Genomic DNA, 15,232 nt, shown 5'->3' on the forward strand with positions numbered 1-15,232 from the left:
GTGGACGAGACGTCGGCGTGGGCGGCGCCGCTGCTGGCGGCGGCCGCCGATCTGGTCGGGGTGGCCCGCGCCGCGCTGGACCGTTCGGTGCAGCACGCCACCACCCGGCACCAGTTCGGCAAGCCGATCGGCGCGTTCCAGGGCATCAAACACGCGCTGGCCGACAACTACGTCGCCGTCGAACGCGCCCGCAGCCTCACCTACGCCGCCGCGGCCAGCCTCGCCGATCCCGACACAACCGACGCCTGGCAGGCCGCCGCGCTGGCCAAGGCCGCCGCCGGCGACGCCGCGCTGGGCTGTGCCCGCACCGCGGTGCAGGTGCACGGCGCACTCGCCCAAACCTGGGAGCACGACATGCACCTGTACCTGCGGCACGCCTGGCAGGCCGCCACCACGCTGGGCGACAGCCGCGCGCTCTACCACGCGGTGGGCGCCCAATTCGCCGGGGGCACACCATGAATCTGGTGGCCGAATTCGCCGGCTGGCTGACCGAGTTTCTGCCGGCCGACTACTACGAGCGCTATCGCGAGTATCGCTGGGATCTGGGGCTGCGGCGCGACTATCAGCGGGCGCTGTTCGAGGCCGGCTGGCTGCAGCCGACCTGGCCGCGCGAGCACGGCGGACGGTCCCTGGGGCTGCGGGAGGCGATGGAGATCCGGTTGGAGGCGGCGGTGCGCTCGGCGCCCAAGCTGCCCAACATCGCCGGCCCCAACGTCGCCGCCCCGGGTATCCGGCAGTTCGGCACCCCCGAGCAGATCGACCGGCTGCTGGTGCCGCTGCTGCGCGGCGACGAATGGTGGGCGCTGGGCATGTCCGAGCCGGAAGCCGGGTCGGACTTCGCGGGTCTGCGCACCCGCGCCGAACGCGACGGGGACACCTTCCGGGTCAACGGGCACAAGATCTGGACCACCCAGGCGCATGAGTCGCGGTGGTGCACGCTGTACGCCCGCACCGACCCGGCAGCCCCCAAACACCGCGGCATCTCCTGCCTGCTGCTGGATCTGCAGTCGCCCGGGGTGACCATCAACCCCATCCGGATGTCGTCGATCTCCGATGAGACGTTCTGCGAGGTGTTCCTCGACGACGTCGAGGTTCCGGTCGCCAACCTGCTCGGGCCGCTGCACGGCGGCTGGCAGGTCGCGTTGGCGTCGCTGCAGCACGAGCGCCAGATGATCTGGATCATGAACTGGGTCGAGATCCACCGCGGCCTCACGACGATCAAGGGCAGCGACGACACATTCGCCGAGCTCGGCTCGCTGCTCGCCGACGCCGCGGCGCTGCGGGCCACCGGCTACCGGGTGCTGCACGACGAGCTCGCCGCCCGCCCCAGCCCACAAGCCGACATCCTCAAACTGCTGGGATCCACCACGCTGCAACGGGTGTGGGAGCTCAGCGCCGCGGCCGCCGGCCCGCAGTCGCTCGCCGACCCGGACCTGCTGTTCGAACGCCAGGATGCCCTGGCCGCCACCATCTACGGCGGCACCTCGGAGATCCAGCGCAACATCATCGCCGAGCGGGTGCTCGGGTTGCCGAAGGGATGACCACGATGGACTATGACCTCGGCGCCGACGCCGCGGGGCTGCGGCACCGGTTGCGGGACCTGATTTCCGCCCAGATTCCCGAGGGTTTCCTGGGGGCGTGCACCGACGACCCGCGGGATTTGGCCACCACGCAGGCGTTTTGCAAGCTGTTGGCGGCCGAAGGCCTGCTGGCGCTGGCCTGGCCGAAGGAACACGGCGGGGGCGGCGGCTCGGTGTGGCAGCAGACCGTGCTGCGCGAGGAGATGTGGGCGCACCACGAACCGCGCGGCGCGCAGTACATGGGCGTCAACTGGGTCGGCCCGGCGGTCATGCGCTACGGGACGCCCGAGCAGCAGGACAAGCACCTGTCGGCGATCGCGGCCGGCGAAGTGATCTGGTGCCAGGGGTTTTCCGAGCCGGAGGCGGGCAGCGACCTGGCGTCGCTGCGGACCCGCGCGGTGCCCGACGGCGACGGCTGGCGCATCACCGGGCAGAAGATCTGGACGTCGTACGCGCAGATGGCGTCGTGGTGCGTGCTGGCGGCGTGCACCGACCCGCAGGCCCCGAAACCCAAGCGGCTCACCCTGTTCCTGGTGCCGATGGACCGGCCCGGTTTCACCGTGCGCCCGATCGCCTCGATGCTGGGGCCGCACCACCTCAACGAGATGTTCCTCGACGAGGTGCCGGTGTCGCGCGCCGACGTGCTCGGCGAGGTCGGCGACGGCTGGCGGGTGATGCGCGAGGCGCTGGCCTTCGAGCGGGTCGGGATCGCCCGGTACGCCCGGTGCGAGTCGCTGCTGCACCGGCTGCGCACCGCGCTGGGCGACGACTGGGAGCGGCTGGCCGAATCGCTGCGCACCCGGTGGGTGCGCGCCCTGGTCGATCTGCGGGTGGCCCGGCTGTTGGCCTACCGGGCGGTGTCGCTGCTGGATGACCCGGCGGCCGGGGCGGCGGCCAGCGCGGCCCGGATCGCCGCCACCACCTGCGACCAGCAGGTGGCCGAGCTGCTGTTCGACGTGCTGGGCCCCACCGCGCTGGACGCCGGCCCCACCGCGGCGCTGCGCGGCGCGATCGAGGACCATTGGCGCTACGCCCAGGCGGCCACGGTAGCGTCGGGCACCATCGAGGTACAGCGGATGCTGGTGGCGCGCGACGTGTTGGGAGAACATCGATGAAGACTGCGCTGCCGCAAGACATTGCCGACTTCGCCGCGGTGGCCGCCGACCGGCTGGCGCGGCTGGGCGGGCCGCAGGCGGCGTTGCGGGCCGAAACCGACGACGCGGTGCGCCCCCAGGCCGGCGCCGCGCTGGCCGAGTTGGGTGCCTGGGACCTGGACGTGCGGGCATCCTCGGACGAACTGCTGGCCGCCGCGGTGCTGTGTGAGGCCGCCGGCGCCACCGCGCTGCCCTACCCGCTGGTCGAGCAGCTGCTGGCGATCGACGGGGCCCGGCTGGCGTTGGTGCACCCCGACGCGCCGCGCATCGATCACGGCGACCTGCCCGGCGGCTGGGTCGCCGCCGACCTCGAGGGCCGGCGCTATCACCCCCAGCCGTCGTCGCGCACCGGTGCCCGGCTGGGACCGTTTCTGGTGCCGGCCACGCTGAACGGACCCGACGGCACCGTGCCCGCCGCCGACGTCGACGCGCACCTGGTGCTGGGGTCCTGGCGGATCCTGGGCGCGGTGCAACGCTGCCTGGAGATCACCACCGACCATGTGCGGGCCCGGGTGCAGTTCGGCAAACCGCTGGCCGATTTCCAGGCGGTCCGGTTCGCCGTCGCCGACGCCTCGGTGGCGGTGCGCGGGCTAAGTGAACTCGCCAAATACACCGTGTGCCGCGCGGCGTCGGCCCCGGCGCCGCTGCGGTCGGCGGACGCCCTGGTGCTGCGGCTCAAGGCGGTGGAGACCGCCCGGCAGGTGCTGCGGATCGCGCATCAGCTGCTCGGGGCGCTGGGGTTCTGCGACGAATCCGATATCAGCGTGCTGGACCGTCATACCCAGCCGCTGATCCGGTTGCCGCTGGGCGGTGAGGCTTTGGCGCTGCGGTTGACCGCCGCGGTGCGCGACGACGAGTTGGAGACCCTGTTCACGAGGACGGCATGATCGACGGAATCCCGTTTCCGGCCCGGCTGCGGGCGCTGGCCGCCGACCGCGGCGACGACGTCGCGGTGGTCACGCTGGCACCCGACGGCGCCGCGCGGTCCCTGACCTTCGGTGACCTCGATGCCCGCGCCAACCAGTGGGGGCGGGCGTTGGCGGCCGACGGCGCCGGGCCGGGTTCGCTGGTGGCGCTGGCGATCCCGAACTCGATGGAGCTGGTGCTGGCCGCGTTGGGCTGCTGGAAGGTCGGCGCGGTGCCGGTGCCGATGCGCTGGGATCTGCCGGACTGGGAACGCACCCGGGTGCTCGCGGTGATCGACCCCGCCGTGCTGGTCGACGACACGCGCCGCGCCGCGCTGGCCGCGTCGGCGGCCGAGCAATCCGCCGCCGATTTGCCCGACGTGGTCTCCCCCACCGTCAACGGGATCTGCAGCAGCGGCTCCACCGGGCTGCCCAAGGTGATCCTCAACCTGGCGCCGGCGGTGTGGACCCCGGAAATCTCCACCCCGTTCCTGGCGGCCTGGGCGCCCACCCCGCAGCCGCAGACGATTCTGGTGCCCGGCCCGATGTATCACACCAACGGCTTCGCCCCGCTCAACAACCTGCTGGGCGGCGACCGCCTGGTGGTGCTGGAAAAGTTCGACGCCGCAGCCGTCGTCGCCGCGATCGAGACCTACCGGATCACCAACTTCACCGCCACCCCCACCATGTTGGCCCGGATCGCCGCGCTGCCCGATATCCGGTCGCGGGATCTGTCCAGCGTGGCGTGGATCCTGCAGGGCGCCGCGGTGATGCCGCCGACGCTGCTGCACACCTGGTTTGAGCTGCTGTCCCCCGAACAGGTGGTGATGGCCTACGGGATGACCGAGAACCTCGGGCTGACCGCGCTGCGGGGCGACGAGTGGCTGGCGCACCCGGGCAGTGTGGGCCGCGGTTTCCGGGGCACCGAGATCCGCATCCTCGACCCGAGCGGGACGCCGTTGGGGCCCAGCGAACTCGGCGATATCTATCTGCGGGCACCGATGAGCGCCGGCTACCGGTACCTGGGCGGCGCACCGCCGCTGCCGTCGACCCCCGACGGGTTCCGCTCCGGCGGCGACGTCGGCCACCTGGACGCCGACGGCTACCTCTACATCGCCGACCGCCGCTCCGACATGATCATCACCGGCGGCGCCAACGTGTTTCCGGCGGAGGTGGAATCGGCGCTGGCCGACCACGACGCCATCGTCGATGTCGTGGTCATCGGGCTGGCCGACCCGCACTGGGGCCGCCGGGTGCACGCGGTGGTGCAACCGGCCGACCCGGCGCTGACCGAACAGCAGGTGATCGCGTTCGCCAAGGGCCGGCTGGCCGGCTACAAGGTGCCCAAAACCGTCGAGTTCGTCGACGAGATCCCGCGCACCGCGGCCACCAAAATCAACCGCTCGGCGCTGGTCGCCGCCCGCGGCGGCTAACACCGCGGCCGCATTACGCGGTCCGGCGATCACCTCCGCACCGAGGTCAGCGGGTGTAGATTGGTGATGTCCGGCACTTATCAGCAACTAAGGGAAGCGCGATGACTACTCACGCCGCCGCCCCGCCGACCCACGCCGACTGGGCTGCTGAACTCGCCCATCTCGTCTACCGCACCCGCATCGAAGCCGACATCACCCAAGCCGACCTCGCGCGCGCCCTAGGCACCAGCCAAGCCACCGTCAACGCCTGGGAAGACGGCACCCTCGCCCCCGACGTCGAAGCCCTCGACGGGGTGGCCCGGGCCTGCGGCCAGCACCTCGAGATCACCATCGGCTCCGGGTAATACCCGCTACATTTAGCGGTCCAAAACACCCCAGCGCTGCTGCGGGCGCCGAAATTCGTCTGACGGGTATGCCATGGTGGCATCGTGAAGAAGCTGATCGCCGACGATGAGCGTCCGCCCCGCAAGCCGCGCGCCCTTGGCGCCAGCGGACACTCGGACACTGCGGAGCGCGTCGACGAGATTCTCGCCGACGGCAAATGCACAACCGTAGACGCAATCTCAACGGCGGGATCAACCACTGCCAGTTGTTCGACACGCCTTAGTGCTCGTAGATGTCGCGCCGGTGGCCAAGCCGCACGGCTACGACCAGGAGGACGTCGTCGTGGACGGTGTAGAGGATGCGGTAATCGCCCACCCGAACCCGTAGGCCCGGTCGATCCCGGAGGGCACGCGCACCGGGCGGGCGTGGATCTTGGGCGAGCAGCGCGATAGCACCTTGGATCCGGCGCCGCACCTGCGGGTCTAGCTTCCGTAAAGCTCGGACTGCGGCCGGACGCAGCTCGATGCGGTAGGCCGTCATGTCCAGCCGAGATCGGCCTTAACTTGCTCCCAGGGGATATTCGGTCCCTCTTCGGCCATCGCGGCATCGAATGCCTCGACATCCTCAGCATCTTCCAGCGCGGTCATCATCTGTTCGTAACGCTCCGGGCTCACCAGCACCGCGGCGGGCTGCCCATAGCGCTCCAAGAACACCGCCTGGGTTCGCGCGGTCTCGATCGCCTCCGGTAGGCGTTCCCGCGCCGCGCTGACGTTCATCGTTGCCACGCCACAAATTGTACAATTTGATCTTACTTTCGTACAGAAGCGGACGCCGGTGGCATCGTGAAGAAGACAACGATCTACTTCACCGAGGACGTGCAGCGTCGGCTGGACGAGATTTCGCGGCGGCGCGGATGCTTCGGTGGCGGGGAGTGTGCCCTCACGGTTCACACGTGCATCACCAGTCGCTGCCCGGAGGGATAGTGCCTTGTCGAATTGGATATCGCCGCTGATATCAACCCGTTCTTGTGCCCATTTCGCTGTCCGAGGCGGCCCCGCATAACGCGTCGCGGCACCACCGATCGGGCCGCCGCGACTGGTGGTATCACATACGACATCCGATTCCGTCACATGTCATGGTCGAGAGACGGTGCTGGTGTGACCGGTGTGGCTGTCCGCAACGTGTCGCTGTCGCGGCTACCTGGTTTCCATCTCGCGGCTGGGTAGCGAACCGCGACGGCGGGCGCGAAGCGACGGGCTCCCCTACCCATCCACCCGGGCGAACTGACCCTGCCGGTACTGCTCGACGCACGTGGCGCGCCGGACCTTGCCGCTGGTGGTGATCGGAATCGAACCCGGCGCCACCAGAACCAGATCCGCGACGCTAAGACCGTGCGCGTTGGAGATCGCCGAGGTGACGTCGCGCTTGACGGCGGTGAGCTTGGCCGCCGCCTCCTGGGGCTCACCCCGCTTCTTGACTTCGATGATGGCGACCAGCTGCTCGGTGCCCTCACCGGGAATCGCGATCGCCGCACACCGGCCCCCGGTGATCTCCTGGATGGTCGCCTCGATGTCGTCGGGGGCATGGTTGCGCCCGTACACGATCAGCAGGTCCTTGATCCGGCCGATGATGAACAGCTCGTCGTCGAAGACGAATCCGGAGTCCCCGGTGCGCAGCCAGGGCCCCTCCGGGGTGCCCGAAGACGGCGCAACGAGCCTGCCGCCGAACGTGTTCGCGGTCTCCTCGGGTTTCTCCCAATAGCCCAGGGCGATGTTGTCGCCGTGCACCCACACCTCGCCGACGGTTCCCGCCGGGCACTCCCGGCACGTCTCACGATCGACGATGCGGATCATCGGGGACTCCGGCATCCCATAGCTGACCAGCGGGGTTCCACCCCCGTCGGTGCAGCGCACCGCGGTCCCGGCGGTCAGCTTCTCGGCATCGAAGCGCACGATCTCCGGTGACCCACCCGCCGCGCGCGTCGCCACATACACCGTCGCCTCGGCGAGCCCGTACGACGGACGCAGCACCGCCTCGCGCAGGTTGAACGGGGCGAACCGCTGGGTGAAGCGCTGCAGCGTCGCCGGGTGGACCCGTTCGCTACCGGTCGCGATCACCAACACGTCCGCCAGATCAAGCCCGGCCATGTCCTCGTCCGACGTCTTTCGCACCGCCAATTCGAAGGCGAAGTTCGGCGCCGCCGAGTATGCCCGACTATTGCTCGCCAGCAATTGCATCCAGCGGGCCGGTCGCTGCAGGAACGCGACCGGGCTGGCCAGCACGGTGGGAAGTCCGGTCAGAACCGGCCCGCACACCCCCAGATACAAACCCATGTCGTGATAGAACGGCAGCCAGGACACAATCGTCGTGTTTGGCGGCGGGACTTTTCCATACTCCGCAAAGAAGGCCGCCATTACCTGTTCGAAATTGGCCAGCAAGTTTCGGTGCGACACCATGACGCCGGCCGGCTGACGGGTCGACCCGGACGTGTATTGCAAATACGCGGTGCGCGGAAGATCGGCGCCGCCGGCACCCGATCGCACCGACGCGTCGAGGTCCAGCCGGTCGACCTCGACGACGGTGGGTGCGGAGCTCGCCGACTGCGACTTCAGGTACGCGGCGACCGTGCCGGCGACGGCCGACGTGGTGAGAATGACCGACGGCGAGGCGTCACGCAGCACCGAACTGACGCGCTCATCGCTGACGCCCCCCAACGGAACCGACAGCGGCACGGCGATCTGGCCCGCCTGCAACGCGCCGAAGAACGCCACGATGTAGTCGAGCCCCTGCGGGGCCAATAGCAGCGCCCGGTCGCCCGTCGAGGCGCACCCGCGCAGCGCCTCCGCGACATTTAACGTCCGGCGGTGCAGTTGCGACCAGGTGAGGTGTTCGGCAATCCCCGACCAATCCTGCTCGTAATCGATGTAGGTGAACGCCGTGTCATCGGGCTGCAGGCCGGCGCGTTCCGACAGTAGGGCCAAAATGGACGTTCCAGCCACGGGCATGAGATTACCGCCGCCGTCGCCGCTCCATCGGCGCATCCGGACGGATTGTTCGGATTTTGGGACAACTCGGCGGGAGTGAAATACCGTTATTCCGAGCGTCAAGGTATTGCCTAGTAGCGGCCGGAGCCAGTGCGCCATGTTTGCTGCAGGAGGGCCAATGGCTTCATTCGAGACCGTGGACGATGCGGCGTCGACCTCCGGGTTAGTCGATGGTTCGCCCGCGGGGACTCCGGTGGCCGTGGTGGGCATGGCCTGTCGCCTTCCCGGCGGCATCGACTCCCCAGAACAGCTGTGGGACGCGCTGCTTGGCGGCGACGACCTGGTCACCGAGATCCCGCCCGACCGCTGGGACGCCGAGGAGTACTACGACCCCGAACCCGGGGTGCCGGGGCGGTCGGTGTCGAAGTGGGGCGCGTTCCTGCACGACGTGGCCGGCTTCGATTCCGAGTTCTTCGGGATGAACGAACGCGAGGCCGCCGTCATCGACCCGCAGCACCGGTTGCTGCTGGAAACCTGTTGGGAGGCAGTGGAGCACGCCGGTGTAAGCCCATTCAGCCTGGCCGGTTCGCGGACCGGGGTGTACCTGGGTTTGACGCACGGCGACTACATCCTGGTGGCCGCCGATGCCAACACCTTGGAGGGGCCCTACGGATTCCTGGACAACAATTTTTCCATGGCCTCGGGCCGGGTCGCGTACGCCATGGACCTGCACGGTCCGGCGATCACCGTCGACACCGCCTGCTCCTCGGGCCTGGTCACCGTGCATATGGCCTGCCACAGCCTGCGCGACGGCGAGTGCGACCTCGCCCTGGCCGGCGGGGCCGCGGTGGCGCTGGACCCGCGCAAATTCGCCTCCGGCTCGGCGGGCGGGATGCTGTCGCCGACCGGACAGTGCCACGCCTTCGACGTTGCCGCGGACGGGTTTGTGTCCGGCGAAGGGTGCGCGGTGGTGTTGCTCAAGCGGTTACCGGATGCGTTGCGCGACGGTGACCGGATCCTGGCGGTGGTGCGCGGCACCGCCCTGAACAACGATGGCCGCACCCCGACCATCACCATGCCGTCGCGGTCCGCGCAGGTCCAGGCCTACCGGGCGGCGTTGGCCGCCGCGGGCGTCGACCCGCGCACCGTCGGCATGGTGGAGGCCCACGGCACCGGCACCCCGACCGGGGACCCCATCGAATACGCCGGCCTGGCCGAGGTCTACGGCATCGACGGCCCGTGCGCGCTGGCCGCCGCGAAAACCAATTTCGGGCACAACCAGTCGACGTCGGGAACGTTGGGCCTGATGAAGGCGGTGTTGGCCCTGCAGCAGGGGGTCATTCCGCAGAACCTGCACTTCACCCGGCTGCCCGATGAGCTCGCCCAGATCAAGACCAACCTCTTTGTGCCGCGGGAAAACACGCCGTGGCCCGGCGATGGGGACACACCCCGGCGGGCGGCGGTGTCGGCGTACGGGTTCTCCGGAACCAACGCCCACGCCGTGGTGGAGCAAGCGCCCGACACCCCCGACACCGCCGCGGCGGAGACCGCGGCGCCGCTGCTGTTTCCGCTGTCGTCCAGTTCGGCCGACGAACTGCGCCGCACCGCCGCCCGGCTGGCCGACTGGGTGCAGACCCACGAGGACGTGGCGATGCCGGATCTGGCCTACACCCTGGCGCGGCGGCGGGGGCACCGGCCGGTGCGCACCGCCGTCATCGCCGGCAACCGCCCGGAACTCACCGCGGCGTTGCGTGAGGTCGCCGACGGCGACACCCCGTACCCGGCCGCGGTCGGTAAGGATGACCGCGGACCGGTGTGGGTGTTTTCCGGGCAGGGTTCGCAGTGGGCCCAGATGGGTGCGCAGTTGCTGGCGACCGAACCGGTGTTTGCCGCCACCGTCGCACAAGTCGAGCCGCTAATCGCCCGCGAGTCCGGGTTCTCGGTGACCGAGGCGCTGTCGGCACCGGAGGTCGTGACCGGCCAAGACCGGATCCAGCCGACCCTGTTCACCATGCAGGTGGCGCTGGCGGCCACCATGGCGGCCTACGGGGTGCGCCCGGCCGCGGTCATCGGCCACTCCCTCGGTGAGGCCGCCGCGGCGGTGGTCGCCGGCGCGCTGTCCCTGGAAGACGGGGTGCGGGTCATCTCCCGTCGCTCCCAGCTGATGTCCCGCGTCGCCGGCACCGGGGCCACCGCGGTGGTGGAACTGCCGGCCCAGCAGGTGCTTTCGGAGCTCACCGTGCACGGCGTCAACGACACCGTGGTGGTGGCGGTGGTGCCGTCGCCGCAGTCGACGGTGATTGCCGGCGCCGCCCAGCCGGTTCGCGAGTTGGTGGCCGCCTGGGAGCAGCGCGACGTGATGGCCCGCGAGATCCCCACCGATGTCGCCTTCCACTCACCCCAGGTCGATCCGATCCTGGATGACCTGACCGCCGCGCTCGCCGAGCTCACCCCGACGCCACCGAAGATTCCGTTCTATTCGGCAACGCAATATGACCCGCGCGAGCAGCCGGAGTGCAATGCCCGCTATTGGGCGGACAATATGCGCCGCATGGTGCGTTTCGCCGCCGCGGTGCGGGCCGCGTTGGAGGACGGCTACCGTGTCTTCGGCGAGCTGGCGCCGCACCCACTGCTGACCCGAGCGCTCGAGCAGACCGCCGGCAGCCTCGACGTGCCGATGGCCGCGCTGGCCGCGCTGCGTCGCGCGCAGCCGTTGCCGCACGGGTTGCGCGGGTTTGTGGCGGATCTGCACAGCGCGGGCGCCGCGGTCGACTTCTCCGTGCTCTACCCGCACGGGCGGTTGGTGGACGCGCCGCTGCCGACCTGGAACCACCGTCGGCTGCTGTTGAGCCGGGAAGGTCAGGAATCCCCCACCCACGGCGGGGCCCTGGTTTCGGTCCATCCGCTGTTGGGCCCGCACGTGCGCTTACAGGAAGAACCGGAGCGCCACGTGTGGCAGGCCGAGCTCGGCACCGCCGTGCAGCCCTGGCTGGGCGACCACCGGATCCGCGACGTGGCGATCCTGCCGGCGGCGGCCTACTGCGAGATGGCGCTGGCGGCCGCGGGCACCGTGCTCGGCGACGCGGCCGAGGTCCGCGACATCCGGTTCGCCCAGGCGCTGCTGCTGGATGAACAGACCACCGTCGGTGCCGCGGCGTCGTTCTCGGCACCGGGCGTCGTCGACTTCACCGTGGAAGCCAACCGGGCCGGCGAACAGGCGCGGCACGCGACCGCGGTCCTGTGCGCGGTCACCGAGGAGCAGCCCCCCGCGCACGACACCGCTGCGCTGCTCGCCGCGCACCCGCGCCGCGAGGACGGCGCCGAGGTGCGCAAGCGGGTGGATCAGCATGGCGTTCAGTACGGTCCGGCGTTCACCGGCCTGGCCGCGGTGCGCACCGGCGACGGGCCCGGCGACACGGTGCTGGCCGAGGTGGCGCTGCCGAGCCAAATCCGCTCGCAGCAAGATGCCTACGGCATGCACCCGGCGTTGCTGGATGCCTGTTTTCAATCCGTGGCGGCCCATCCGGACGTTCAGGCCCTGGGCGAAGACGGGCTGGCGTTGCCGTTGAGTATCCGTCGCCTCCGTTCCTATCGCACCGCCCGCAGCGCCCACTACTGCTACACCCGGGTGACCAAAGCCGACGCCTCCGGGGTCGAGGCCGATCTCGACGTGCTCGACGAGCACGGGGCGGTGCTGCTCGCCGTGCAGGGGCTGCGCTTGGGCACCAGCAGCGCCGAAGGCGACACCAAAGATCGGCTGCTGGCCGAGCGGCTGCTGGCCATCGAATGGCAGCAACGCGAGGTGCCCGAGCCGGAATACACCGACGCCGGGACCTGGCTGCTGATCAGCACCACCACCCCGGATGCGCTGGGCAGCAGGTTGAGCGAGGTGTTGAAAGGCCGTGGCGCGCAATGCGCCACCATGTGCTGGCCGCAGCACACCGACGACCTCGCCACCCGGGAACAGCTGGCCAGTCAGCTGCGGGCCGGTGGCTTCGCCGGCGTGGTGATCCTCACCGGACCGACGAACGGCGACACCGACGATCCGGTGCGCGGCCGGGAGCAGGTCCAGCACCTGGTGCACATCGTCCGCGAGTTGCCGGACCTTCCCGGCGAGCTCCCGGCCCTGTATGTGGTGACGCGCAACGCCCAGACCGTGGTGCCCGGTGATGTCGCCAACCTGGAGCAGGCCGGGCTACGCGGTTTGATCCGGGTGATCGCCGCCGAGTATCCGCACCTGCGCGCCACCCAGATCGATGTGGACGCCGACACCGGCGCCGAACAGCTGGCGCGGCAACTGCTCAGCGGCTCGGAGGAGGACGAGACCGCCTGGCGCGGTAGCGCGTGGTTTACGGCGCGGTTGTGCCGGGCCCCGCTGCTCCCCGAGGAACGGCGCACCACCGTCGCCAGCCATGAGCGGGACGGCATGCGCCTGCAGATCCGGACCCCCGGTGATCTGGAGAGCCTGGAACTTGTTGCCTGCGACCGGGTGCCGCCGGGGCCGGGGCAGATCGAGGTCGCGATCAGCGCATCCAGCATCAACTTCGCCGACGTGCTCAACGCCTTCGGCCGCTACCCCGTCTTCGAGGGCCCGCCGCCGCAGCTGGGCACCGATTTCGCCGGGGTGATCACCGCGGTCGGACCCGACGTGACCGATCACCGGGTCGGCGATCACGTGGCGGGACTGTGCGCCGACGGCTGTTGGGGCACGTTCATCACCTGCGACGCGCGCGCGGCCGTCACCCTGCCTCCGGGGCTGTCCGATGAGCAGGCGGCGGCGGTGACGACCGCGCACGCCACCGCCTATTACGGACTGCATGACCTGGCCCGCATCGGGCCCGGCGATCGGGTGTTGATCCACTCCGGCACCGGCGGGGTGGGGCAGGCGGCCATCGCCATCGCCCGGGCGGCGGGCGCCGAGATCTTCGCCACCGCCGGCAGCGAGGGCCGCCGGCAGTTGCTGCGCGACATGGGTGTTGAGCACGTCTACGATTCGCGAAGCCTGGAGTTCGCCGAGTCGATCCGCGCCGACACCGACGGCTACGGGGTCGACATCGTGCTCAACTCGGTCACCGGCGCCGCACAGCGCGCCGGCCTGGAATTACTGTCCTTCGGCGGCCGGTTCGTCGAGATCGGCAAACGCGACATCTACGGCGACACCCGGATGGGGCTGTTCCCGTTCCGGCGCAACCTCGCCTTCTACGCCGTGGACCTGGGGTTGCTGGCCGCCACCCACCCCGAGCAGGTCCGGGACCTGTTCGCCCGGGTCTACCAGCTCGTCGCCGACGGTGCGCTACCGATGCCGGAAGCCACGCATTACCCGCTCGCCGACGCGGCCACCGCCATTCGAGTGATCGGCGGCGCCCAGCACACCGGCAAGCTGGTGCTCGACGTCCCGCACACCGGTACCAGCACGGTGGTGGTGCCACCGGCACAGGCCCGGGTGTTCCGCCGCGACGGCGCCTACCTCATCACCGGTGGCCTGGGCGGACTGGGGCTGTTCCTGGCCGAGAAGATGGCCGCGGCGGGCTGCGGGCGGATCGTGCTGTGCTCGCGCTCGGCGCCGACTCCGGAAGCAGTGCAGACCATCGAACGCCTCCGCGGCAGCGGCGCCGACGTCGTGGTGGAGTGCGGCGACATCGCCGACACCGGGACCGCTGAGCGGTTGGTGGCGACGGCGACCGGCACCGGGCTTGCGGTGCGCGGCGTGCTGCATCTGGCGGCGGTGATCGAGGACGCCACACTGCCCAATATCACCGACGAGCTGCTCGAGCGGGACTGGGCGGCAAAGGTGTACGGCGCGTGGAATCTGCACACGGCCACCGCCGAGCAGCCGCTGGACTGGTTCTGTTCGTTCTCCTCGGCGGCCGCGCTGGTGGGTTCGCCGGGTCAGGGCGCCTACGCCGCCGCCAACAGCTGGCTGGACGCCTTCACCCGGTGGCGCCGGGCGCAGGGCCTGCCGGCGACCGCGATCGCGTGGGGCGCCTGGGCGCAGATCGGGCGGGCCACCGCCCTGGCCGACAACACCAACGGCGGTATCGCGCCCGACGAGGGCGCCTACGCGTTCGACGTGCTGCTCCGCCACGCCCGCGCCTACACCGGCTATGCGCCGATCGCGGGCACGCCGTGGTTGGTCGCGTTCGCCCAACGCAGTCCGTTCGCCGAAGCGTTCCGCTCCACCGGACAAGACGCGGCGGGCACCAGCAAGCTGCGGGCCGAACTCGATGAGCTCCCCCGCGACGAGTGGCCCACCCGGCTGCGGCATCTGCTCTCCGACCAGATCAGCCTGATTTTGCGGCGCAGCATCGATCCCGACCGGCCGCTGTCCGAGTACGGCATTGACTCGCTGGGCGCGCTGGAACTGCGCACCCGCATCGAGACCGAAACGGGAATACGGCTCACCGCCAGCGATATCACCGTCACCACCATTCGCGATTTGGCGGGAGTGCTGTGCGAAAAGCTCGCTCCCGCCGAGGTCGCCCCTTAGTTGGCGAAGCAGTAGCCGGCACGAGATCGCTTAGCTTTTCAAGGCGTGGATCTTTCGGTAGAGCCAGCTCGCGTAGAACGTGGGAAAAGTGACAAGAAATTGCCTGTGTGAGGGCTGGAGTGAACCTGAGTCAGAATTACACGGGCCGTCGGTGAGAAAAGCCACGAGAATGGCCGGAGGATCGCCGCAACGGGCTCGCGTACCAACTCGCTGAGAACAACCCGTGGAAGCTTCAAAAGGGTAAGTCCCCTGGGGTGGTGGGGTTTCGGGACCGGGGCTGATCTGGACGGATCCCTGTTGGGGTGTGTCGATACCGGGCTTGGGGTGGGCCATCGCGTAGTGGTCAATGAGTTACCTACCAAAGT

The 15,232-nt window shown here is 70.0% G+C and carries 10 protein-coding genes; 7 read left to right on the top strand and 3 right to left on the bottom strand.

The genetic code is table 11. The annotated features are described in order from the left end of the window. The 6 genes from BKN37_RS19960 to BKN37_RS19985 all read left to right on the top strand — a co-directional run. Positions 1 to 459: acyl-CoA dehydrogenase family protein (locus BKN37_RS19960; protein ID WP_278184963.1), on the top strand; the 459-nt coding region annotated here is incomplete at its 5' end. Beyond that, a complete protein-coding gene (locus BKN37_RS19965; RefSeq protein WP_071028703.1) occupies positions 456 to 1,541 on the top strand; it encodes an acyl-CoA dehydrogenase family protein in 1,086 nt (361 codons plus the stop codon). The genes BKN37_RS19960 and BKN37_RS19965, both read left to right, overlap by 4 nt. Then, positions 1,538 to 2,695, top strand: a complete 1,158-nt coding sequence (locus tag BKN37_RS19970) for an acyl-CoA dehydrogenase family protein (protein WP_207547269.1) — start codon at positions 1,538 to 1,540, stop codon at positions 2,693 to 2,695. The genes BKN37_RS19965 and BKN37_RS19970 overlap by 4 nt, the downstream gene beginning before the upstream one ends. Further along, entirely contained in the window at positions 2,692 to 3,621 is a 930-nt protein-coding gene (locus tag BKN37_RS19975; protein WP_071028704.1) for an acyl-CoA dehydrogenase family protein, read from the top strand. The genes BKN37_RS19970 and BKN37_RS19975 overlap by 4 nt, the downstream gene beginning before the upstream one ends. Further along, positions 3,618 to 5,072 (top strand): class I adenylate-forming enzyme family protein, encoded by a 1,455-nt coding sequence (locus BKN37_RS19980; protein WP_071028705.1) that lies wholly within the window; start codon positions 3,618 to 3,620, stop codon positions 5,070 to 5,072. The genes BKN37_RS19975 and BKN37_RS19980 overlap by 4 nt, the downstream gene beginning before the upstream one ends. A 101-nt stretch (positions 5,073 to 5,173) precedes the next feature. Beyond that, complete coding sequence (locus BKN37_RS19985; RefSeq protein ID WP_071028706.1) at positions 5,174 to 5,416, top strand: helix-turn-helix transcriptional regulator; 243 nt, start codon at positions 5,174 to 5,176, stop codon at positions 5,414 to 5,416. A 259-nt stretch (positions 5,417 to 5,675) separates the two neighbouring features. Here the strand turns inward: BKN37_RS19985 and BKN37_RS19990 are convergent, their stop codons facing one another. From BKN37_RS19990 to BKN37_RS20000, 3 genes are all read right to left on the bottom strand, one after another. Beyond that, positions 5,676 to 5,936 (bottom strand): type II toxin-antitoxin system RelE family toxin, encoded by a 261-nt coding sequence (locus BKN37_RS19990; protein WP_071028707.1) that lies wholly within the window; start codon positions 5,934 to 5,936, stop codon positions 5,676 to 5,678. Beyond that, positions 5,933 to 6,172, bottom strand: a complete 240-nt coding sequence (locus BKN37_RS19995; RefSeq protein WP_071028708.1) for a type II toxin-antitoxin system Phd/YefM family antitoxin — start codon at positions 6,170 to 6,172, stop codon at positions 5,933 to 5,935. Before BKN37_RS19995 ends, BKN37_RS19990 begins: the two co-directional genes overlap by 4 nt. A gap of 486 nt (positions 6,173 to 6,658) precedes the next feature. Then, positions 6,659 to 8,401 (bottom strand): AMP-binding protein, encoded by a 1,743-nt coding sequence (locus BKN37_RS20000; RefSeq protein WP_071028709.1) that lies wholly within the window; start codon positions 8,399 to 8,401, stop codon positions 6,659 to 6,661. A 157-nt stretch (positions 8,402 to 8,558) separates the two neighbouring features. On the opposite strand from BKN37_RS20000, the gene pks2 reads away from it, so the two are divergent. Then, complete coding sequence (pks2, locus tag BKN37_RS20005; protein ID WP_071028710.1) at positions 8,559 to 14,867, top strand: sulfolipid-1 biosynthesis phthioceranic/hydroxyphthioceranic acid synthase; 6,309 nt, start codon at positions 8,559 to 8,561, stop codon at positions 14,865 to 14,867. Positions 14,868 to 15,232: the final 365 nt, after the last annotated feature.

Source organism: Mycobacterium talmoniae, assembly GCF_001854525.1.
Lineage (GTDB): Bacteria > Actinomycetota > Actinomycetes > Mycobacteriales > Mycobacteriaceae > Mycobacterium > Mycobacterium talmoniae.